We start from the raw sequence: 21,074 nt of genomic DNA, 5'->3' as shown, positions 1-21,074 counted from the left end.
TTTTTTGGCTATCTTTATCACTTTATCGCCTCAAAGCTCGATCGACACCACCACTATGACAGACCATCTCACCAATCCCTTTCTCAGTCTCCCTTACGAAAGCGCCATGCAGGACTTGGGGGACCAATACTATGATCAAGTTGCAGCCGCAGATTTTCCCCGTCATATCCTTCGTTTTCGCAATGATGCTTTATTACCTTTGGTGGGAATTCAGCCAGAATTAACCTTAGATGAGCATTTTATCGAGGCTTTTGGTAAATTTCAATCCCTGACCCCTTTTTTGTCCCTGCGTTACCACGGTTATCAATTTGGCGAGTATAATCCTTTTTTGGGAGATGGTCGCGGTTTTCTCTACGGTCAAGTTAGGGGTATTGATGGCAAATTATACGATTTTGGTACGAAAGGATCGGGACGGACCCCCTATTCCCGTCATGCGGACGGTAGGTTAACTCTCAAGGGTGGAGTCAGAGAAGTCTTAGCCGCGGAAGCTTTACGCGGTTTAGGGGTGAATACCTCTCGCTGTCTGAGTTTGGTGGAAACGGGGGAAGCTCTCTGGCGCGGCGATGAACCTTCCCCGACGCGATCTTCGGTGATGATTCGAGTTAGTAATTCTCATATTCGTTTCGGGACTTTTGAGCGTTTATTTCATATTAAACGTAGCGATTTAATTAAAAGACTCCTCGATCATGTGATTATTTATTATTATCCTGAAATCAATCCCCAAGATAGCGATCGCTATTTAAAATTTTACGCCACTTTGATTGAAAGAACCGCTAAATTAGCAGCCCAATGGATGGCCGCAGGTTTTTGTCATGGGGTTCTTAATACCGATAATATGTCAATTACTGGGGAAAGTTTCGATTATGGTCCCTACGCTTTTATTCCTTCCTATAACCCCCAATTTACGGCGGCCTATTTCGACTACGGCGGCCGTTATAGTTATGGCAATCAGCCTTTTATCTGTCGTTTAAATCTAGAGTTACTACAATCTCCCCTGGCCATGGTTGTCTCCTTGTTAGAGTTAGATATGGCTTTGGCTAACTATGACCAGCATTACAATTTTTATTATCAAAAAATGATGCTCAAAAAGTTAGGTTTTGAGGATATTTTTACTCCCGAATCCGCTTTACTGGTCAGCAAAACTGTGGAAGTTCTCCAAGAAACTGGCCTGGGTTATCACGACTTTTTCTATCAATTAAGTGAACAATTTAATTACGGTTGGCGAGAAAATAGTTCTCTAATTCTTGAAAATATGGATTTACCGAAAGCTGATTGGCAACGTTGGCGAGAGTTATATAGTTTGATCTTAAATCAATTACCCCTAGATTCCTTGTCTGAAATTGACGACACTTTAAAGCATTATAATCCTAAAACCGCTTTACTTAGACCGCTAATCGAATCGGTCTGGGAAGCCATTACCTATAAAGATGATTGGCAACCTTTCCAAGAATTAGTGATAAAATTACAAAATAAACAGTAATTAAGTAATAAGTGCGATCACCGATCTTGTAGGGTGCGTTCCCTAATGGGGGTCTTACTGATCCACCGATCGATTTTTGGGGAACGCACCATGCCCATGTATTAAAGCTGTGAGTTTAAGTGCGATGCTGAAGGCACTGGGTAGCAGTACGCCATCGCTGTAGCAACGTGGAGGCTAGAATATATTAAGCCCTATACGTTAGATGTTGTCTATGACTGAACGACTTGAGCAGGCGATCGCCCAATTACAAACCTTGTCAACCGATCAACAGGACGCGATCGCAACCCTAATTTTGGCAGAACTCGAAGAAGAAAAGCGATGGAATGACTCCTTTACCCGCTCACCAAACTTGCTGGCTAAACTAGCAGCCGAAGCAATGGCAGAACATCGATTGGGCAAGACTCAAGAATTAGACCCAGAAACGTTGTGAAGTCTTGTACCACTGCTCGTTTTCGGGAGATGTTTGCAGATCTTCCAAAACCGATTCAAGAGCAGACCCGTAAAGCGTATCGGCAATTCAAAGAAGACCCAAGCTATCCCAGCTTGCGATTCAAGAAAGTCCATCCACAGCTGCCCATCTATTCTGCACGCATCAATAGGGATTATCGTGCTGTCGGTCAATTAGAGGATGATACGGTGATTTGGTTCTGGGTTGGTTCCCATGCAGAGTACGATATGCTGCTGGAGCAATTGTAGTGCGATGCCGCTCTGGTAGGCCCAGTTGGGGAATGTTAGGGAAGATTCCCATTGTCGTCAGAAGCGGGTAACGCGACTCGAACGCGCGACATTCACCTTGGGAAGGTGACGTTCTACCACTGAACTATACCCGCAAAACCATCCCTAATCATAGCATTGACTCCCCGACGAGAGCAACTGCTCTAGGCTGTTTTTCATCATCGCGCCAGTTTGTCCAAAAACGCTAAATAGACTCGCCAGGGGATGATCAAAAATATTCACCGTTCAACTTCTTCATCCTCAAAGAGTCAAGGAGCTAGAGATTGTTTTAAAGGCCATTTGTCGATAATATCACCGGGTAATTTTGAGAAGTTGGCAAGGTTTCTTTGAAAATGCCTCTGAGCTTGGACAGGAATTTAGGGGGTATTTTCTGGAAAAGAATCACTATAATTAAATAAAAATGGTACGCTATTTTTTCCCGATCCATCCATGACTAAAACCCGGGGCATTTGCGCCCCACCTTCGCGCCAAGCTTCGATCGCTTCTTTCTGTAAAACCAATCCTCCCCCCTGTTCTTTTAAAGTTTCTGCTAATAGTCTTTGTGCCTCAGCTTTCCCTTTAGCACGATTAACTTCTGCTTGGGCCTGTTGTTCCGCTTCTTGGGTGATATAAACGGCTCTTTGGGCGCGTTGTTCCGCGATTTGTTTATCTTCGACAGCCCGAGCAAATTCTGGAGAAAAATTCAAATCTACCACACTGGTATCTAAAACTAGAATACCATACTTTTCTAATCGAGTCGATAGGGCATTATCAAAGTCTTCTTTTAACTCACTGCGTCGAGTAATTGCCTCCTCTACGGTTCTTTTAGCGGCGGCAATTTTAAAGGATTCTTGGGTTTGAGGGGCGATAATTTTAGCGACAATATTTTGTAGGGTGCCTTGGGTTCTTCTGATTGCCACTACTTGAGTCGGATCGAGACGAAAATTAATCGCAAAACTAGCGGATAAATCCTGTAAATCTTTAGTAGAACTTTGGGCGGGAACTTCAAATTTTTGCACCGTAACATCGTAGATATCGACACTAGAAACAAAGGGAGGTTTAAAGTGCAATCCCTCCAATAAAACCCCGTCCTTAGCCTTTCCTAAAACACTTAAAACCCCCGCTTGTCCGGGGGTGATAATTACATAGGCATTAAAGGCCGCTAAAATGACAATAGCAGCTAATAATCCCCCGATCAGGGAAAGTAAATTAATAGCATCTTTTTGGTTCATAGTTTATACTCCTTGACGAGCGACTAAAGCGAGAATTTTTACTGCGATCGCTTGATTGACAGGCATCACTGACAGACGATTTCCTGTCCTTACTAATAATAATTCATCGGCGGTAAAATTTTGTTTTAAAATTCCTAGGGGCAGCAGTTGGGGAAAAAGGCGCTCAAACTCAACTTTAACCGTCCACCAGCGCGGGGAATCTGGAGAGGATTTAGGATCATAGTAGGGACTATCGGGATCGAATTGTGTGGGATCGATCCTATCGGTTTGCACTACTCGCATTAAGCCGACAATCCCCGGCGGGGTCGTATTAGAATGATAAAAAAAGGCCAAATCTCCCCGTTTCATCTGACGGAGAAAATTGCGGGCCTGATAATTTCGCACTCCCTCCCAAATAGTTTGACCATCTTTTTTTAAATCCTCGATACTATAGACATCGGGTTCCGATTTCATTAACCAATAATTTAAATTCATCATTTATACTTGTTATTAATTCAAATAAGCTCAAAAAAATTTTTAGCCGTTCCTGTCAGCCCTATCACCATAGGGTTAAATATAATTCACTTTGGCTGCTTTTGCAGAGCTACTCAAACAATTATTGAGAAGAATGTATCTAAAAATACTTTTGTTAGCGGCAATTTTTAAGAACTATGAGCCTTCAAGTCTAGCTATTCTTGGCAACCGTCAGTTTTTCCCTATAGCTAAAAATAATTTATTCTCCAGCATTAAATCGCTCAAATAAGCTGTAAAATAAGATACATTGCTCTAAAAATCTCTAGCCAATCCATAGATTATCGGTGTTCCAAGCCACTCGCCGCCGTTTAGCCTTATGGTACACTGTTGTCACTGCCATACTACTGCTTTTTCTCGCTACGGGAATGTATTTTTATGTGCGCCATACCCTAGTAGATCGCATTGATGATACCCTCAAACACATCATTGAGGTGGTAAATCGTTCCCTCGTGATCGAATCGATTCCCCCGGATCAAGGACGTTATCGCGTCGATCCCCTAGCAAGTTTTCCCAGTCAGGGTAAATCCGTGGAAGACGATCATATAGATTTGGAATGGTTTGATCCCCAAGGTAATCTAGTTTGGTCAACTTTGGCTGAATCCTTAGATATTCCCCTCCATCCCCACCGTCAAGGGGAAACTATTCGCTTATCCGATAATCGTCTGCTGCGACAAGTAACCGAAAGGGTGGAAATCGGTCATTATGTTTTGGGATATCTGCGGGTAAGTCATCCTTGGTTTGAGGTGACAAAACCGATTAGACAGCTATTATGGGATTTAATCGTCGGAATTTGCCTGATGATTGCCAGTGTCGCCTGGATTGGTTGGTTTTTGTCCGGTTTAGCCATTCAACCGGTAAAAGAGTCCTATCAGAGTTTAAAACAATTTACCGCCGATGCTTCCCATGAATTACGCAATCCGATCGCCACTATCCAAACTAACGTGCAAATGGCGATCGCCTATCCCCAAACTCGTCATCAACGCTTGCAAGTGATCGAGCGTTTAACGGAAAGATTGGGCAATTTAGTCAATGATCTGCTTTTTTTAGCCCGTTCCGATAGTGGCATCGTCCAACCGATCGAGCAAGCTGTACCTTTGGATGCTTTATTGATGGAAGTGGTGGAAGAACAGCGTTTAATCGCCGATAAGCAGGGAATTTCCCTCTCTTTGTCGATTGTGGAACCGGACCAAGAGGATTTTTCCTACAGCGATGAAATGTTTACTATGCAGGGAGATTGGGATCAATTAGCCCGTTTATTCACAAATTTAATCTATAATGCCCTAAAACACGCTTTTTTACCCGAATCTGAGCCTAAAAATGTGGCTGTGGAATTGGAGAAAAGTAAACGCGATCGACAATCGGTGTTACTGGTACGCGTCAAAGATAACGGAATCGGTATTCCCGAGGCTGCTTTGTCCCATATTTTCGATCGCTTTTATCGTCTCGATCCCGCACGACAAAATTCTGCCACTTCCGGGGGAACAGGATTAGGATTAGCGATCGCTTTAGCGATTACCCTCAGTCATCATGGACAAATTAGCGTTGAAAGTCAGATCGATCGAGGAACAATTTTCACCGTCAGCTTACCAAAAAGCCATCAACGGGAGAAAAAAACCGAAAAGTCAGAAGCTTGACACCTCTGACTTCTTTTCATACCCCCAAGGGAATTCGAATCCCTGTCGCCTCCGTGAAAGGGAGGTGTCCTAGGCCACTAGACGATGGGGGCGTGGATTTCAGACCTTTTTAAATATAACAATAATTTTTCTGGGAGTCAAGGGTTTTGGCAAAAAATTTTTTTATCCCGTCCTTGCACAATAGGATAGTCTAAATGAAGATGTTATCGCCCAAAATCCATGGCTGCCGATCCCTATAAAAGCCGACTGTTCAACCTGATCAACCGTCGTTTGATCCGTCTGAAAGATAACCTCGGCCGCGTCTCCCGTCGCGGTCAAAATGCGATCGCTATTGCCTTGCAAATAGCCCTCTATCCCGTCTATTTGCTGGTACAATCCCTGCGGATGACGGCTAATCAATTGGGGAACAGCCTCCAGAAACAATTATCACCCCCCGGCAAGGATGGAACCGATGCGATCGCAGAACTTCTCCAGAGCTTATCCGACCGAGAAACGCCATTTATTGGCATAGCAGCCGATCTAGAGGATCAAGCTTTAGTTTTCGTCACTAACGATCACCAGACCGTTAAAATCACCGATAATCAAACCCAAAGACAAATAGAAAAACAAATTAGGACGGCACTGGCTAACTACGCCCTCGAAAAACGGAGAATTAAGCGATTAAATCCTCAATATCCACCTTTATTACCGAATTTTACCGATAAAAATCCTGTCTTGCCTCCGATCCGTTGGTTTTGGAACCTACTACGCTGGGAACAACAGGGACAAATAGCGATCGCCATAAATCTATTCCAAGAATCCCATCTCGTCAAAACCCCGACACCACTCTCCTTACCACTGCCTAATTTAAATTCTCAAGCGATTTTACAAGTTATTGACGAAAAATTAGCAATTTTCGAGGCTAAATTTCTCGCTATCTCCCCCGCAATCCCCAGCAGTTTGAGCCACACCTCTAACCTACCTTCCGATCTCATTAACCAGTCCCCGACTCTGGAGAAAAATTCCTCCTATCTCTGGCGACTTTATTGGTTAATTTATGCGGCGATCGAGCATTTCTGGGCAAAAGAGAAGAATAATTTAGAATATAGTGCTGATTCACCCGCTTTATCGGCAAAATATCCCCTAAGTCTGCCTAATTCTCTGCTGATCACCTTCAAGCAACGTCTCCAGGATTGGCTAGAAAAACAAACCCAAGCGGATCCCTTCACGATCGGCAAACTCATCCAAGCGGCGATCGATCACTTCTTTGCCTCTGGCCAATCCCTGACATTTTCCGCCGTCAGCGAGCAATCATGGCTAGAATCCGCCGATATCTTGGCTATTTCTCCCCAAGACTCCGAAAAACCGCGCCTTAACCCCGCTCATCCCCTTCCCCAGTCCCCAGTCACCCCAGCCCGTCCTCGCAGCACAGAAAAAGCTTTTAGTCAAGAAAAACAAAATAAATCTTTACAAAAAATCCCCCCGGCCGCCGCTGAAATTACCCCTAGAGAATCCCCCCCCACAACCCAATTAGATCCCCGCTATGCCAAGGAGATAATTCAACCAATTAACGAAGAATGGTTAGAAACCGAATCAACCCCCGTCGGCTACGTTAAACACCCCTTAGAACGGATTTTAGAGGGATTGGACGCGATTATTTTATGGGTGGAGGAATTAGTCATTAAAATTTGGCGTTGGTTGCGATACGATCGACGCATTTCTAAATTACTCAAACGCAAACGCTAAATCGATCGGTTTTGGGTATAGCCGATCGGGTAGTCCTTCTGTTGTCAGAAACTTGAGACCATAATTTATCGACAAAAATAAGCTAAACTAACGGCAAAGATAATATGTTTTGATTTTTTCCTTAGCATTACTTATGGACGGTATCTGTACCCTAGCTAATGATCGGGTTTACGATCAATTAATCGCTCTACTCAATAGCATCGAAGTAAATGGAGGAAAAGATCTTCCTGTTTGTGTCTATCCCTACGATGACAACACCGAACGTATCAAAGCGGAAATCGCTCAACGTCCTAACGTACAGTTGTTTGATAATCAGGAAATTATCGAACGCTGGGAAAATTTCGCCAAGTCGATTTGGGATAGCCACCCGCAAGCCCGCGAACGTTGGTTGAAATCGGGTTGCACTGACCGATATTATCGTATGGGAATGCACCACCGTTTTATTGCTTTTGATAGTCCCTTTGATCGTTTTATCTACATGGATGGGGACACCTTGCTACTCGATGCCGTTGATAAAATCTTCGCTATCCTAGACAGGCACGATTGTGTTGTTTATGACTTTCAGCACAAAGATCCCACTCATGTGTACGAAGTTTCTCGACCAAAATTATTCGAGGTTTTTTCCCGTGATCGTATCGAAAAGGAGATTTTTTGTGCGGGTTTCTATGCTTCTAAAATTGGTTTATTCGATGAAAATCAGCGAGATTGGCTAGTAGAACAATTGCGAGCAGGAGAAGCGGAAATTCTCTATCCGATGGCTCCCGATCAAACTATCGTCAATTATATGATGATGCGCTCAAATTTTTCTATATATAATCTAGCCCTTCAATTGCCGAAAGAAGAACGCACCGGCTGCTGTGTCACCTCTCCCCATTTTCAGGCTTTAGATAATATTCTTTACGATAAGGGCAACCGCTTAACATACCTTCACTACATTGGTTTATCTTCCTCTCTGTTCACTCGACTTTGTAGCGGTGAAAATCTCGATTTTCCCTATCGAGATATTTTCTTACACTATCGTTATCTCTACCAACCTAGTCAACGTCCTATATTTACCGATAGTCCCAAACCCTATCAACCACCGACCCCAACCTTTTGGCAAAAAGTAACCAGAAAACTGGGCGTAGGAAAATAATAATTAGGAGTGATACTAAATCCGGTTATTAAAGACTGATTATTTATTGCTCCTATTGCCTATTGCCTCTCCTGATATGTAGCCTATACTCAACGGATTTATAGCAGTTATCTTAAGGGTGAGGTACAAAGTCTCTGGTTTTAGGGAACAGGGAACGGGCAACAGGGAACATTAGCCAGTCGTCTGGGGATGATAGCAAATTAGGTTACACTTCATCTGTAGGAGAAACGCTGTAACCTAATTCCGATGATTGCTGTACTTTCTGACCTATTTTTGGTTCCGTCCCTGCCAACAATCTTTTAATATTACCCTGATGACGAACAATCACATAGATTCCCCCCATCAAACTAAATAAAATATAGGGGAGAGGTTGACCTAAAATAACCATTAAAATATTCACCACCAGCGCCCCGAGAATCGAACCTAAAGAAACAATCCGGAAAAGTGCGAGAATAACTAAAAAACTCGCCAAAGTTCCGCAAGCCACTAGGGGATTCATCACTAATAAAACCCCTAAACTGGTGGCGACGGATTTACCACCACTAAAATTCAAGAAAATCGATTTACTATGACCAATGATTGCCCCCAATCCTGCCCCGATAATTAACCAATAATACCAACTTTCTGGGAGAGGATTGACATCCATAAAATATAGTACTCGTACCAGGGCCACCGCCGCCATTCCTTTTAACATATCAATTAATAACACCGTCGCCCCGGCAGTTTTTCCCAGAGTTCTCAGCACATTGGTGGCCCCGGTGGAACCGGAACCATAGTCACGAATATCGATACCTTTGCTGTATTTACCGATTAAATAACCCGTGGGAATCGAACCGAACAGATAGGATAAAAGTAAGATAGTAAGACTGATAAGAATCGGAATAAGCATAAATTAACCCCAATTTTTAGCAAGAGCGAGCGCCGTTATCAGTGTATCAGCCTGAAGACAAAAAACCACTCACAGGGAACCATAGACGGGAATTGCCGCTCCGCGCAAGTCTTTCGCCCCTCGACTAGATGAATTAAAACATCGACCCGACCGAGATCATCAATTAATCTAGCCACGGCAGTTTCTTGGGTTAAATCCACCCTGACAAAGCGAATACGCTCAAATTCCGCCGCACTCAGCCGAGATTTCAGACGACCTACCTCCCTTTCCTCCCGATAGGTCATGGTTAGATGACCGCCATGGTGTAAAACCGCCGGAGTGACTCCTAAACCCAGTCCTCCCGTACCGCCGGTCAGCAATACCCGTTTATCTTTCATATTGATTGATAGATAGAGCTTGCTGAATAAATCTAAAAACCTTGTTGGGTAAGACTTTTAGACTTTTTGTCAATCAAAAAGTACCAAATATGGGAGTGATCGGGTGGAAAATTCAGGGACTTTTTCCCTGAAAATTAGGTAATTGACCCCCTCAAAATCGGTAAAACCCTACACCCCACACCCCACACCCCACACCCTACCCCCACGAAAAACTTTTTCAGCAAGCCCTAGATAGTCGATCGCTCCAATTATAGGCGATTTAACCGGGCAATTGGGCAATATTACAGCCTTTCTCGCCGGGTTAGGATTCCTTCATCGCTTGTTTTTTCTCCGCCTTCAGGTCGCGACTGCTGGCGGCGGCAATTTCCGCATCCATCAGGGTGCGTCCGGTGGCCGCTAGATAGACATCATCGAGACTAGGACGGGATTGGGCCATGCTAAACACGGGTAATCCCGATTCGGCTAGGGTTTGTTCAATTTTGCTTAAAGGATTGCTATTGGCCGTGACGATAAGATTAAGGGAGTTACCCTGGGCGGTATTAACGATCACTTCCTCGACAAAAGGCAGACGAGATAACAACTCTTTCGCTTTTAAGGCCTCTTCCTCTGGGGAAAATTCCCGCACTTTTAGGGTTATGCGATCGCCACCCAGCTGCTCCTTCAGTTGTGAGGGGGTACCGCGAGCGATGACGATACCATTGTCGATAATTGCTAAGTTATCGGCCAAAGCGTCGATTTCTTCGAGATAATGGCTGGTAATTAATACACTGGTTCCAGCCGCCCGCAATTGTCGCAGAAAATCCCAGACAATCAAACGACTTTCGATATCGAGGCCCACAGTCGGTTCATCCAGCACTAAAACTTCCGGCTGATGCAGTAATCCCGCCGCTAAATCCAGCCGTTTTTTGATGCCGCCGGAATAGGTTCCTGTTTTTTTGTCGGCGTATTCCTCTAATCCTAAAAGATTTATTAATTCTTTGATGCGCTCTCTTGACTTTTGAGCAGGAATGTGATAGAGAGCCGCTTGTAGTTGCAACAGTTCCCGGCCCGTGAGCATTTTATCGAGGGCGACTTCTTGGGCAACGTAACCCAGGCGTTTACGGGCGGATTTGGGGTTATTCAGGGCATCGACACCCCCCACCTCGATTTTGCCGCCATCGGGTTTAGCAAGGGTACAAAGACAGCGAATCGTGGTGGTTTTCCCCGCACCATTGGGACCGAGTAAACCGAAGATTTCTGCCGCTGCCACGGTAAAGGAGATATCTTTAACCGCTGCTGTCTGACCGTAGGATTTTTTTAACTTTTCGATCGCCACCGCAAGGGTCATAAGCTGATTTTCGCCCACTTGAGCGAGACAATTTTTTTGTTAACTTTCTCGGTCTATTTTAACCCAGATTCCCCACTGCAAAATCTAGTACAGCCTTGTTTATCTTTTCTGATCAAGATAAACTTTGACGGGATTTGGCCTCATCCCCAGATAACCTGCTGCTGTTCCGGCGTTGCCTGTTGGCCCGGGCAACTTATTCCGACAGCATGGTTCATGTTAACTTAAATTAACTTTGTTGGCAAAAGTGAATCAGAACAAGGGTTTTTCGTTAATGTGATAATGATTATCATTCTAATTAACGAGAGAAATCATGGTTCTACAGGTCTCTGGGGTAGGATTAGTTTGTGCTGGGAAGAAAATCAGCGAAAAAAGCCATAAATCTCCATTTATCGCTGTTAGCTTCATTTTATCGCTTTCTTTCGCCCTGGTAACGGTGGCTAAGGCTGAAGAGCCTGCCATTGGTCAGAGTTTGCCCGAATTTTATATCGGGGTGGATAATCAAATCACCTTAACTCGGGGCATCTATGAGGGATTAGCCAATCCTAACTATAACCGGTTAACTCTTCTGGTTGCTCACCGAGAGGGAAACCCTCATTTTCACGGTATCGGCACTTACAGTTATTCCGGCCCGTCTGGTAATCCGGTAGTTAATCCGACTAACACCAATAATCGCATTCCTGAGACTTCTACAGGATTGCCTCCTCTCTCCTTAATTGCAGGACAAGGAATTTTTCAGAATAGTTTTGTTAGTGCTGCCACTGGGGAGGAATATAGCAATCTACTGATGCAATCAGTGGCAACTATTAATAATTCCTCTGACTTGGGAGAACAAGCTCTTTTTAACAGTTCTGGGGGACGGTGGAATCGGTCTTTAGGTAATGCCAACCTATCCTTACAACTGTTAGAGATTAGTGATGGATTAACAGTAGCTAACTCTTTAGGACAGACAATTTTAGCTAATGCCGGCGATATCTATGCGATCGGTACTGGTGATAACTTCTCCTTTTTACCGAAGTTTCTTGCATCTCGACCGGGAAAATATTCAGCCAGTTTTAAGCTGGTAGATCTTAGCCTTTCTTGGGGAGAGTCAGGAATTTTTAACCTAGATTTTCAAACAGTTCCCGAACCATCAACTCTGATCGCCTTAATACTGTTCGGATCAATTTTATTAACTCGATCGAGCAGTAAAAACTAAAACCAATCGGTTTTGGAGAGAGCCAACTTATCTCCAAAACCGCTCTAGATCGAGATCGGCTTTGTTGAAATGGAAAACAGGGATTATTCCCTAAAAAACTAGCAACTTTTTTGACTATAATAACGACAAGATTATCAGTATAGTTTTAGACTGTTAGACCATCCTATCATCAGCCCTATCTCGATCGCAGTATATATTTATGAAATTTAGTGAAATTGCCCAAAAATTAAGCCCTTTAGTCTCTGCTCACAGTTTAACTGCCTATCCCGACAGAAATCCCCAAATTAAAGCCATAACTCCCATCGAAACCGCCCTAGTCGATACGATTAGCTATATCGAAGGGGGAAAATTTGCTTCCTTTGTCGCCAAAACTGAGGCTACTGCCCTAATTCTGCCCCTGGATAGCAATCTACAACAACAGGCCGACGAACGCGGCATCGCTTGGTTAGCTAGTGCCAATCCCCGACTTTTATTCGCCCACGCCATCAAATTATTCTATCAACCCTTTCAGCCCCAACCCTACATTCACGCCACCGCCGTGGTGCATCCATCGGCTAAAATCGGCCATAAAGTCGCCATCGGGGCCCATGCGGTGGTAGAAGCCAATGTCACCCTCGGTGATGGCGTGTGCATTCATCCTAACGCCGTTGTTTACCCCGGGGTGCATATTGGCGATCGCACAATTCTCCACGCTAACTGTACCATCCATGAACGGGTACAAATCGGCAATGATTGCGTTATCCACAGTGGCGCTGTTATCGGTGCCGAGGGCTTCGGTTTTGTGCCGGTTCCCGAAGGCTGGTTTAAGATGGAACAATCCGGTATCGTGGTCTTAGAAGATGGCGTAGAAATTGGCTGTAATAGCGCCGTGGATCGTCCGGCAGTGGGAGAAACCCGCATCGGTAGCCAGACTAAGATCGATAATCTCGTCCATATTGCCCATAATTGCCAAATTGGCCAAGCTTGCGCCCTAGCAGGACAGGTGGGCATGGCAGGAGGCGTAAAAGTGGGCAATCGCGTTATTTTAGCGGGACAGGTGGGCATTGCCAATCAAGCAGTAATCGGTGACGGTGCGATCGCATCTGCCCAAGCTGGCATTCACAACGATATCGGGGCAGGAGAAGTGGTTTCTGGCTCTCCCGCTATCCCCCATAAACTATTCCTCAAGGCAGCGGCCGCTTACAAGCGTTTACCCGAAATCTATCAAGCGGTTAAGCAGTTGAAAAAATAGCCCTATTCAGGAGGCAGGAGACAGGAGACAGGAGGCAGCTTTTTTCTCCCCACTTCCCCACTTGCCAATTCATAATTGATAATTGATAATTCCCACTAACCACTGATAACTGTTTACTGTTTAATGATAACTGAATCTCCCCACTTCCCCACTTGCCAATTCATAATTGATAATTGATAATTCCCACTAACCACTGATAACTGTTTACTGTTTAATGATAACTGAATCTCCCCACTTCCCCACTTGCCAATTCATAATTGATAATTGATAATTCCCACTAACCACTGATAACTGTTTACTGTTTACTGATAACTGAATCATCGTGACTGGCAAAAGCAAGGGCGCTATCGCCGCAGGACATCCAAAAACTGCCGAAGCTGGACAATTAATCTTAGAAATGGGCGGCAATGCCTTCGATGGGATTGTTGGCTCGATTTTAGCGGCTTTCGTGGTCGAATTCACCCTCGCTTCGGCGGGGGGCGGCGGTTTTTTACTAGCACATACCAAAGAAAAAGTCAATACCCTTTTTGATTTTTTTTGTCAAACTCCAAAATATAAAAAACCCTTGACAAAGATCGACTTTTACCCAGTGGCGATCAATTTTGGTGGTGCTAGTCAAGATTTTCACATTGGCCGAGGTGCGATCGCTACGACTGGGGCATTACGGGGACTGGAAACAGTGCAGAAAAAACTGGGAAAATTGCCCTTTGCCGTGGTAGCAGAACCAGCGATCGAATATGCTCGTCAAGGCTACATTTTGAGCCAATATAACGGCTTTTGCCTGGGTTTACTCGCTTCGATCCTGCTCAAAGATAGAGAGGGTTTAAAAGTCTATGCCCCGCAAGGAAAACTCCTCCAAGCTGGCGATCGCTGTGTGATGAGGGATTTTGCCAACAGCTTAGAGGAATTAAGCAAAAAAGGCGTAAAAGACTTTTATGAGGGAGAAATCGCCCACCAAATCGCCAGGGATATGCAGGAGGGCGGTTATCTTACCCTAGAGGATTTAAATCATTACCAAGTCCTTGAGAGAAAACCCCTAAAAACCGAATATCGGGGGTACGAAATACTGACTAATCCGCCGCCTAGTTCTGGGGGAATTCTCCTGGCTTTTGCCCTAAAATTACTGGAAACAGTCAATTTATCGGCTTTAGAGCATCTAGGGAACAAACATCTGCAAATTTTAACAGAAGTGATGGCCTTAACCAATCAAGCTCGCGCTCAAGGCTACGATGATTTTATCCATCAGGAGGGAATCGCAGAGCAGTTCCTCTCGCCGCAATTTTTAGGCAAATATGCCAATAAATGGGGCAGTACCACCCATATTAGCATTATCGATGGGGAGGGTAATGCCGCCAGTGCCACCTTTTCCAACGGCGAAGGATCAGCTTATACCGTGCCGGGGACGGGAATTATGCTCAATAATATGATCGGGGAAGCGGACTTAAATCCCTTTGGTTTTCACAATTGGCCCGTTGATCGTCGTTTATCCTCAATGATGTCGCCGACGATGATTTTAGAAGAAGGAAAGCCGCGATTTGTTCTCGGTTCTGGGGGTTCCAATCGCATTCGCACCGCTATTTTGCAGGTTATTAGCAATTTAATCGATTTTCGGCAATCTTTAGCCGATGCGATCGGGGCCTCGCGCATACATTGGGAAAATCAACAATTAGGAATTGAACCTTTAGAAGATCGGGAAAATCTGCTCGAAAATCTGGTTTTACCCGCAAATACTCAAGTAACCCGTTGGCAAGAACAAAATATGTTTTTTGGGGGTGTGCATGGGGTGGCAGTGAATGAGCGGGGGGAATTAACCGCTACGGGCGATCCGCGTCGGGATGGAGTAGGATTATTGATTAGTAATTAGTAATCGGCCAACATAGTGGTGTGAGCTTGTTTACTTCTTATCGTTTACTGTTTACTTTCGAGATACTCATGTTGCTCTTGCGTTATGGTATTACCGTGAGTGCGGTGCTTGGGTTGATTTTCTTGGCTGAATCCTCGGTTAAGGCACAAACTCAGTCCGCTGCCGATTTATTGAAGAAACCCCAACCTACTGCCAATCCCGTTTCTCAATTACCCGGTCCATCGGCGGCACCGGCAACCACGGAAGCGGATCCCAAAGCCCCCAATTATCTTAATCCTAGTGGCAATCCCCTAATTTTTCCCACCAAACCGGATGAGGTGAATATTAGGGTAGTACAACCGATCACCTTAAATCAAGCGATCGAATTAGCTTTAAAAAATAATCAGACCTTACAGACAGCCCGGGTCGATTTAGAAATCGCTCGCGCCCAATTAAAGGAACAACAGGCGGCTTTATTACCCACGGCCCAAGCGGAAACCAGTCTCACTCAAGATCAATCGGCAGTTGCCCAAAGACAGAATAACTTGGCTCGTCAACAGGGAATCCCAGCCACTACACCGGAAGATAGTACCAACCTTCAGGGTAGTGTTCGGATTGTCTATGGGGTTTATACAGGGGGTGAACGGTCAGCCCAGATCAAAAGGGCCGAAAAGGTCATCCGGCAACGGGAATTAGAGGTGGAAAGAGTCTCGGAACAAACTCGTTTTGATGCCACCGATGCCTATTATGAATTACAGAGGGGTGATGCCCAGGTAGCGATCGCCCAAGCCTCGATCGAGGATGCTAGTCAAAGTTTACGCGATGCTCTATTATTGGAGCAAGCGGGACTAGGAACCCGATTTGCTGTCCTACAGGCGGAAGTTGACCTCGCTAACGCTAACCAAGACTTAACCCAGGCGATTTCTAACCAGCGTATTTCCCGACGGCGACTGGCACAGGTATTGAGTGTCGGTCAGCACATCGAGTTAACCGCTGCTGATGAGATTCGCGAGGCGGGAACTTGGGGCTTAAGTCTTGATGACAGTATCGTTTTAGCCTATAAAAATCGTGCGGAATTAGAACAACAACTCTTACAACGGGAAATTAGCCAACAGGATCGCTCGATCGCCATTTCGGCTGTGATTCCCCAAGTGGACCTTTTGGGCGAGTATAATGTCCTCAACGATCTCAGTGATGATGCTGGTTTTGGCGATGGTTTTAGTGTTGGCGGCCGGATTCGCTGGACTTTTTTTGATGGTGGCACTGCTTTTGCTCGCGCTCGTCAAGCGGAAAGAAATATCGATCGCGCCGATACGGAATTCTCCCTCCGTCGCAATGAAATTCGCCTTCAGGTGGAGGAATCCTACTATAGTTTGATTTCTAACCAAGAAAACATCAAAACTTCGCAAAAAAGCATTGAATCCGCCACGGAAAGTCTGCGATTAGCCCGTTTACGCTTTCAGGCGGGTGTGGGAACCCAAACGGACGTTATCAACTCCCAACGGGATTTAACCGATGCCAGAAGCCGTTATCTACAGGCGATCGTCGATTACAATAGATCCTTGAATAGTCTCCAGCGATCCATTAGTAACTTACCGGACAATCGTTTGTTTGAAGTGCGTTAATTGTGGGATTTATTGATGTGTGGTGTGGGGGGAGATTTGCCTATCTCCCCTATTTTAAGGAGTTTCGATAGATCCCTGGATTAGGCGATCGTTCCCGTCAAGGGGGAACTAGGACTAGCAGATGACTTAATCGGCATTCTTCCCGCTAAATAGGCTAAACGTCCCGCTTTTGCCGCCATTGCCATGGCTTGCGCCATCATAGCTGGATTGGCCGCCATAGCGATCGCACTGTTAATTAATAAAGCATCGGCCCCCATTTCCATGGCCCGGGCCGCTTCTGAGGCTGTACCGATCCCGGCATCTACCACCACGGGAATTTTGGCCGATTCGATGATAATCGCGATATTTGCCTCATTTTTCAGCCCCTGTCCCGACCCAATCGGCGATCCTAGGGGCATAACCGTGGCGCAGCCAGCCTCCTCTAAATGTTTGGCTAAGAGAGGATCGGCGTTAATATAGGGCAGTACGGCAAAACCTTCTTTAACTAATTGTTCCGCCGCTTGCAAAGTTCCGATCGGATCGGGTAATAAATATTTAGGATCGGGAATAACTTCGAGTTTAATAAAGTTATTGTCTTCCTGTCCCAATAATTTGGCCATTTCTCGCCCTAAACGGGCCACCCGAATCGCTTCTTCGGCCGTTTGACAACCGGCAGTGTTGGGCAACATCCAGATTTTCGACCAATCGATCGCCTCTGCTAATCCCTCATGGCCGGGTGCGTTCGTTTGTACTCGTCTAACGGCGACGGTGACAATCTGACATTCACTGGCACTAATACTTTCCTGCATAGTGGTCAGATTGGCATATTTGCCAGTCCCAGTCATCAAGCGGGAGTGAAAGGTTTTCCCGGCAATGGTGAGACTATCATTCTGGGGCGATAAAAGTGCTTGGGGTTTATTCTCAATAATAGTTAAGGACATAGGTGGAATAGTAAGGGGTGATGGTCGCTTAAAGCGATCGCAGCTAAAATGGGTCAAAATGGGATTAACTTTGTCATTAATCACCAGGTCAGCGATCAAGGAAGCAGTGACAGGGGCGAGTAAAATGCCATTGCGATAGTGACCGGTGGCTAAAATCAGGTTATCACAGCTACTGCGGCCTAAAATGGGCAATTCATCGGCTGTACCTGGACGGAATCCCCACCACATTTCCTCGATTTCCCAGTCAGCTAAAGGGGGATAGAGACGGGTGGCACGTTCAAAAAGGGTTTGCAGTCCTTGGGGTGTATTGCCAGTTTGCCAGGCCACTTTTTCGGAAGTGGCCCCGATAATTAAACGACCATGGCGACGGGGAACCAGATAGGTTTGCGGACCGAATAAAACCCTAGCTAAGGTCTGGTTAGGGGGCATTTTTACCGCGGCCATTTGACCTTTGACGGGATGGATAGGGAGGGGTAAAAGTTGACTCGTCCAAGATCCCGCCGCTAAAATGTAAATTTTTGCTTCTAATTCCCCAATTGAGGTATAAATACTCTTGACTTTTCCCTGCTTTTGTTGTATAGCGTGGACTTCTACCCCTTGGCGAATTTCTACCCCTAAATTTTCGGCCGCTTGTTGCAGCGCAGTCACTAGCTGCCGGTTGTCCACTTGTCCATCGTCGGGATACCACCAACCACCGACCACATCTTTACCTAGTCCGGGTTGGTAGAGGTGAACTGCATTGCTGTCTAACCAAATTTTATTAACTTCCTCGGTAGTAACGGGCTGCTCTAGCTCGTAAACGGGAGCAAGAATACCACAGGGATAGTAACCGCTGTTTATCCCCGTTAAATCCTCGATTTTGCGGCTCCACTCCGGATATAGCCAGCGCGATCGCAGACAAAGATCGAGAAACGGACCCGGGGGAATCCCCTCCGCGTGGGGGGCCAACATTCCCGCAGCCGCACGACTAGCGGCCTGAGCTATATCTCGAACTAGGAGGGTAACTTTTGCCCCGCGCAATTGCAAATCGACGGCGATCGCTAATCCGATGATACCACCGCCTAGGATCAAAATTTCGCTAGTTGAGTTCTTGACCCTCCCATGGCTAAAAGCGAGGGATTCTTGGTTCAACGACATGGCTTAAAAATCTAAAGGAAATGTAACCTTGATCCTAACTCGCAATTAGTCAGCCGAGAGGAGGGAGAAGTGAGGCTACTGGCATAATTCAAGATTAAGATGATTTGTAGTCAATCTTTTCTAAGCTTCCCTTTTTCTTTAGAGCATTATGACTTCCCCTGCTGTCGATCGAGTTTATCAAGGTCAATTCGGAGAGTTTACGATTACGGATAGCGATCGCCTAGGTGTGCGTCTCTACCGTCTGGGGTTAAATTTAGCGGCTTTTAGTTTCGCTGTCGCTACAATTATAGTTCTCAGCCGACCGCAATTACTGCCCCTGACTAACCTTTTATACATTGGTTTTTGTCTGGGGTTAGGCATCAGTTTATTGACTATCCATATTTATTTAATTCCCCTCCATCGTCTCCTGCAAGTTTTTTGGCTAATCGGGGCGATTACTTCCCTAATTTTCAGCCTCTATTCTCACCTTTCTCCCCTAGAATTTGTCTATAACCATCCGGTGAGTTTATTGGGTGTGGGCTTTATTTTTGCTAGTCTCACGGGGATTTATTTCAAAGAAGCTTTTTGTTTTAATCGTCTAGAAACCAAGTTTTTAACCCCTCTAGTTCCCACCCTTTTACTCGGTCATCTTTTGGGGATATTGCCCTTAAATTGGGAAAAGGGGCTATTAATTCTCTGGGCGACTTTATTTGTTATCTTTGCTCTGGGAAAGTTAAGCCAACCTATCCCCAACGATATCGGTGATAAATCCGTCTTTGAACATCTTAATCATTGACTAACTCTCCAGAGATTAAAATCTATTCTAAGATACAGTCTTGCGGGCGGGTGAGTGGAACGAACCACGGAGACACAAAGATCGATCACTACTATATAAGTTAAACTGATCGGGTTTCACCTTTTTGTTCTTTGTCTCTTTCTGGTTTATCCTTGGTCAGTAATCAGTAAACAGTAATCAGTGAAAAGACAGTAGGAAACTTCTATTTAATACTGTCACTTAAAACTCAAATCTGATAACTGATAACTGATAACTGATAACTGATAACTGATAACTGATAACTGATAACTGTTACTTATCTGGAGTCCTCGATGGTAGCCGGATTAGTAGTATTGGCAGTCTTGCTAGTGAACATTTGTATTAGACTAAAACCGACAAAAGCGAGTAAAGCTATGCCACCGATAGTAGTAACAATTTTACCCACGAGATTTTCTGTTGGGGGTTGTTCGGGGGCATCCTCGTTGGGATCCTCCGAATGGGCAAAACGATTGTAGAGGAAATCGAGAGCTTCATTGCGAAGTTCGTAGTAACGGGGATCCTCGGTAATTTGGGAACGAACCCGGGGACGGGCAAAAGGCATCTTTAACACCTCACCGATTTTGGCGCTTGGGCCGTTGGTCATCATCACCAAGCGATCGCACAAGAACAAAGCCTCATCGATATCGTGGGTAATCATCAACACGGTTAACTGGTTTTCTTGCCAGATTTTCAGCAATTCTTCCTGTAATTCCTCTTTAGTGATCGCATCTAAGGCCCCAAAGGGTTCATCGAGGATGAGAACTTGGGGACGAATGGCCAGGGCGCGGGCGATCGCTACCCGTTGTTTCATACCTCCCGATAATTGGGGGGGTTTTTTCTGGGCTGCTTCTGTCAATCCCACTAAGGATAGATTTTCTTCCACGATCTTCACCTTCTCAGCCTGAGATTTTTCGGGATAAACGGAATTAACCCCGATATAAACGTTCTCAAAGGCAGTTTTCCAGGGCAGAAGCGAATAATTTTGGAATACCATCATCCGGTCTGGTCCTGGTTCCTTAACCTCTTTATCCTGTAGCAGCACTTGCCCACGACTAGGAGAAGAAAACCCCGCCACCATATTTAAAAGGGTCGATTTACCGCAGCCGGAGTGACCGATAATGCAGACAAATTCCCCCTCATTGACTTGCAGCTCCACACCGTCTAAAACGGTGTAAACCCCTTCGGGAGAGGGGTATTCTTTGGCAACATTACTAACTAATAAAAAAGGCTGGGTGGTGGTGCTGGAATTCACGGTCTTATCGGTAAAAGTTTGCATATTCGTCCTAGATTTATTTTAAGGTGGG

Annotated in this window: 18 protein-coding genes, 2 tRNA genes and 1 pseudogene; 12 read left to right on the top strand and 9 right to left on the bottom strand. The window is 45.2% G+C overall.

From position 1 onward, the window contains the following. Nucleotides 1–55: 55 nt before the first annotated feature. From myaer_RS01985 to myaer_RS01975, 3 genes are all read left to right on the top strand, one after another. Nucleotides 56–1,480: a protein adenylyltransferase SelO gene (locus myaer_RS01985; protein WP_046660752.1), complete on the top strand. Its 1,425-nt coding sequence runs from the start codon at nt 56–58 to the stop codon at nt 1,478–1,480. A 211-nt stretch (nt 1,481–1,691) separates the two neighbouring features. Continuing rightward, complete coding sequence (locus myaer_RS01980) at nt 1,692–1,910, top strand: hypothetical protein (RefSeq protein ID WP_043997602.1); 219 nt, start codon at nt 1,692–1,694, stop codon at nt 1,908–1,910. Beyond that, nucleotides 1,907–2,176: a type II toxin-antitoxin system RelE family toxin gene (locus myaer_RS01975; protein WP_046660751.1), complete on the top strand. Its 270-nt coding sequence runs from the start codon at nt 1,907–1,909 to the stop codon at nt 2,174–2,176. Before myaer_RS01980 ends, myaer_RS01975 begins: the two co-directional genes overlap by 4 nt. A gap of 62 nt (nt 2,177–2,238) precedes the next feature. On the opposite strand, the gene myaer_RS01970 is transcribed toward myaer_RS01975, so the two are convergent. From myaer_RS01970 to myaer_RS01960, 3 genes are all read right to left on the bottom strand, one after another. After that, a tRNA-Gly gene (locus myaer_RS01970) sits at nt 2,239–2,310 on the bottom strand. 261 nt (nt 2,311–2,571) lie between these two features. Beyond that, nucleotides 2,572–3,426 (bottom strand): prohibitin family protein, encoded by an 855-nt coding sequence (locus myaer_RS01965; protein WP_046660750.1) that lies wholly within the window; start codon nt 3,424–3,426, stop codon nt 2,572–2,574. Between the two features lie 3 nt (nt 3,427–3,429). Next, a complete protein-coding gene (locus myaer_RS01960) occupies nt 3,430–3,903 on the bottom strand; it encodes an EVE domain-containing protein (protein WP_046660748.1) in 474 nt (157 codons plus the stop codon). Nucleotides 3,904–3,991: 88 nt separating this feature from the next. On the opposite strand from myaer_RS01960, the gene myaer_RS21490 reads away from it, so the two are divergent. After that, a complete protein-coding gene (locus myaer_RS21490) occupies nt 3,992–4,168 on the top strand; it encodes a hypothetical protein (RefSeq protein WP_172968157.1) in 177 nt (58 codons plus the stop codon). Nucleotides 4,169–4,223: 55 nt separating this feature from the next. Continuing rightward, the gene (locus myaer_RS01955) at nt 4,224–5,573 is read left to right on the top strand and encodes a sensor histidine kinase (protein ID WP_046660747.1); all 1,350 of its coding nucleotides are present in this window, start codon (nt 4,224–4,226) and stop codon (nt 5,571–5,573) included. A 19-nt stretch (nt 5,574–5,592) separates the two neighbouring features. On the opposite strand, the gene myaer_RS01950 is transcribed toward myaer_RS01955, so the two are convergent. Further along, a tRNA-Glu gene (locus myaer_RS01950) sits at nt 5,593–5,665 on the bottom strand. Nucleotides 5,666–5,792: 127 nt separating this feature from the next. Between myaer_RS01950 and myaer_RS01945 the strand changes: the two genes are divergently transcribed. Then, nucleotides 5,793–7,298 carry a hypothetical protein gene (locus tag myaer_RS01945; RefSeq protein WP_046660746.1) on the top strand — a complete coding sequence of 502 codons (1,506 nt, stop codon included), beginning with the start codon at nt 5,793–5,795 and terminating at the stop codon, nt 7,296–7,298. Between the two features lie 133 nt (nt 7,299–7,431). Beyond that, nucleotides 7,432–8,433, top strand: a complete 1,002-nt coding sequence (locus myaer_RS01940) for an Npun_R2821/Npun_R2822 family protein (RefSeq protein ID WP_046660745.1) — start codon at nt 7,432–7,434, stop codon at nt 8,431–8,433. 205 nt (nt 8,434–8,638) lie between these two features. Here myaer_RS01940 and plsY read toward each other — a convergent pair whose 3' ends face one another. The 3 genes and pseudogenes from plsY to myaer_RS01925 all read right to left on the bottom strand — a co-directional run bounded on the left by plsY (nt 8,639) and on the right by myaer_RS01925 (nt 11,026). After that, a complete protein-coding gene (gene plsY / locus myaer_RS01935; protein ID WP_046660744.1) occupies nt 8,639–9,322 on the bottom strand; it encodes a glycerol-3-phosphate 1-O-acyltransferase PlsY in 684 nt (227 codons plus the stop codon). 89 nt (nt 9,323–9,411) lie between these two features. Beyond that, nucleotides 9,412–9,699: pseudogene (locus myaer_RS01930) on the bottom strand (SDR family NAD(P)-dependent oxidoreductase); the annotation flags it as partial. Nucleotides 9,700–10,000: 301 nt separating this feature from the next. After that, nucleotides 10,001–11,026: an ABC transporter ATP-binding protein gene (locus tag myaer_RS01925; protein ID WP_046663573.1), complete on the bottom strand. Its 1,026-nt coding sequence runs from the start codon at nt 11,024–11,026 to the stop codon at nt 10,001–10,003. Between the two features lie 310 nt (nt 11,027–11,336). On the opposite strand from myaer_RS01925, the gene myaer_RS01920 reads away from it, so the two are divergent. The 4 genes from myaer_RS01920 (at nt 11,337) to myaer_RS01905 (ending at nt 16,920) form a co-directional block, all read left to right on the top strand. Then, the gene (locus myaer_RS01920) at nt 11,337–12,221 is read left to right on the top strand and encodes an all3515 family Zur-repressed PEP-CTERM protein (protein ID WP_002799928.1); all 885 of its coding nucleotides are present in this window, start codon (nt 11,337–11,339) and stop codon (nt 12,219–12,221) included. A 199-nt stretch (nt 12,222–12,420) separates the two neighbouring features. Next, the gene (lpxD, locus tag myaer_RS01915; RefSeq protein WP_046660743.1) at nt 12,421–13,452 is read left to right on the top strand and encodes a UDP-3-O-(3-hydroxymyristoyl)glucosamine N-acyltransferase; all 1,032 of its coding nucleotides are present in this window, start codon (nt 12,421–12,423) and stop codon (nt 13,450–13,452) included. A 322-nt stretch (nt 13,453–13,774) separates the two neighbouring features. After that, on the top strand, nt 13,775–15,316 hold the full coding sequence (locus myaer_RS01910) for a gamma-glutamyltransferase (protein ID WP_046660742.1): 1,542 nt from the start codon (nt 13,775–13,777) through the stop codon (nt 15,314–15,316). Between the two features lie 68 nt (nt 15,317–15,384). Next, nucleotides 15,385–16,920, top strand: coding sequence for a TolC family protein (locus tag myaer_RS01905; protein WP_046660741.1), 1,536 nt, complete (start codon nt 15,385–15,387; stop codon nt 16,918–16,920). A gap of 80 nt (nt 16,921–17,000) precedes the next feature. Here the strand turns inward: myaer_RS01905 and thiO are convergent, their stop codons facing one another. Beyond that, on the bottom strand, nt 17,001–18,977 hold the full coding sequence (gene thiO / locus myaer_RS22410; protein ID WP_046660740.1) for a glycine oxidase ThiO: 1,977 nt from the start codon (nt 18,975–18,977) through the stop codon (nt 17,001–17,003). 148 nt (nt 18,978–19,125) lie between these two features. Here thiO and myaer_RS01895 point away from each other — a divergent pair, with 148 nt between their 5' ends. Continuing rightward, on the top strand, nt 19,126–19,752 hold the full coding sequence (locus myaer_RS01895; RefSeq protein ID WP_046660739.1) for a DUF2301 domain-containing membrane protein: 627 nt from the start codon (nt 19,126–19,128) through the stop codon (nt 19,750–19,752). Nucleotides 19,753–20,047: 295 nt separating this feature from the next. On the opposite strand, the gene myaer_RS01890 is transcribed toward myaer_RS01895, so the two are convergent. Next, nucleotides 20,048–21,046, bottom strand: coding sequence for a nitrate ABC transporter ATP-binding protein (locus tag myaer_RS01890; RefSeq protein WP_046660738.1), 999 nt, complete (start codon nt 21,044–21,046; stop codon nt 20,048–20,050). Nucleotides 21,047–21,074 lie beyond the last annotated feature (28 nt).

The sequence above is a fragment of the Microcystis aeruginosa NIES-2549 genome (genome assembly GCF_000981785.2).
Classification (GTDB): domain Bacteria; phylum Cyanobacteriota; class Cyanobacteriia; order Cyanobacteriales; family Microcystaceae; genus Microcystis; species Microcystis aeruginosa_C.
This window is presented reverse-complemented; position numbering and strand designations above follow the sequence as displayed.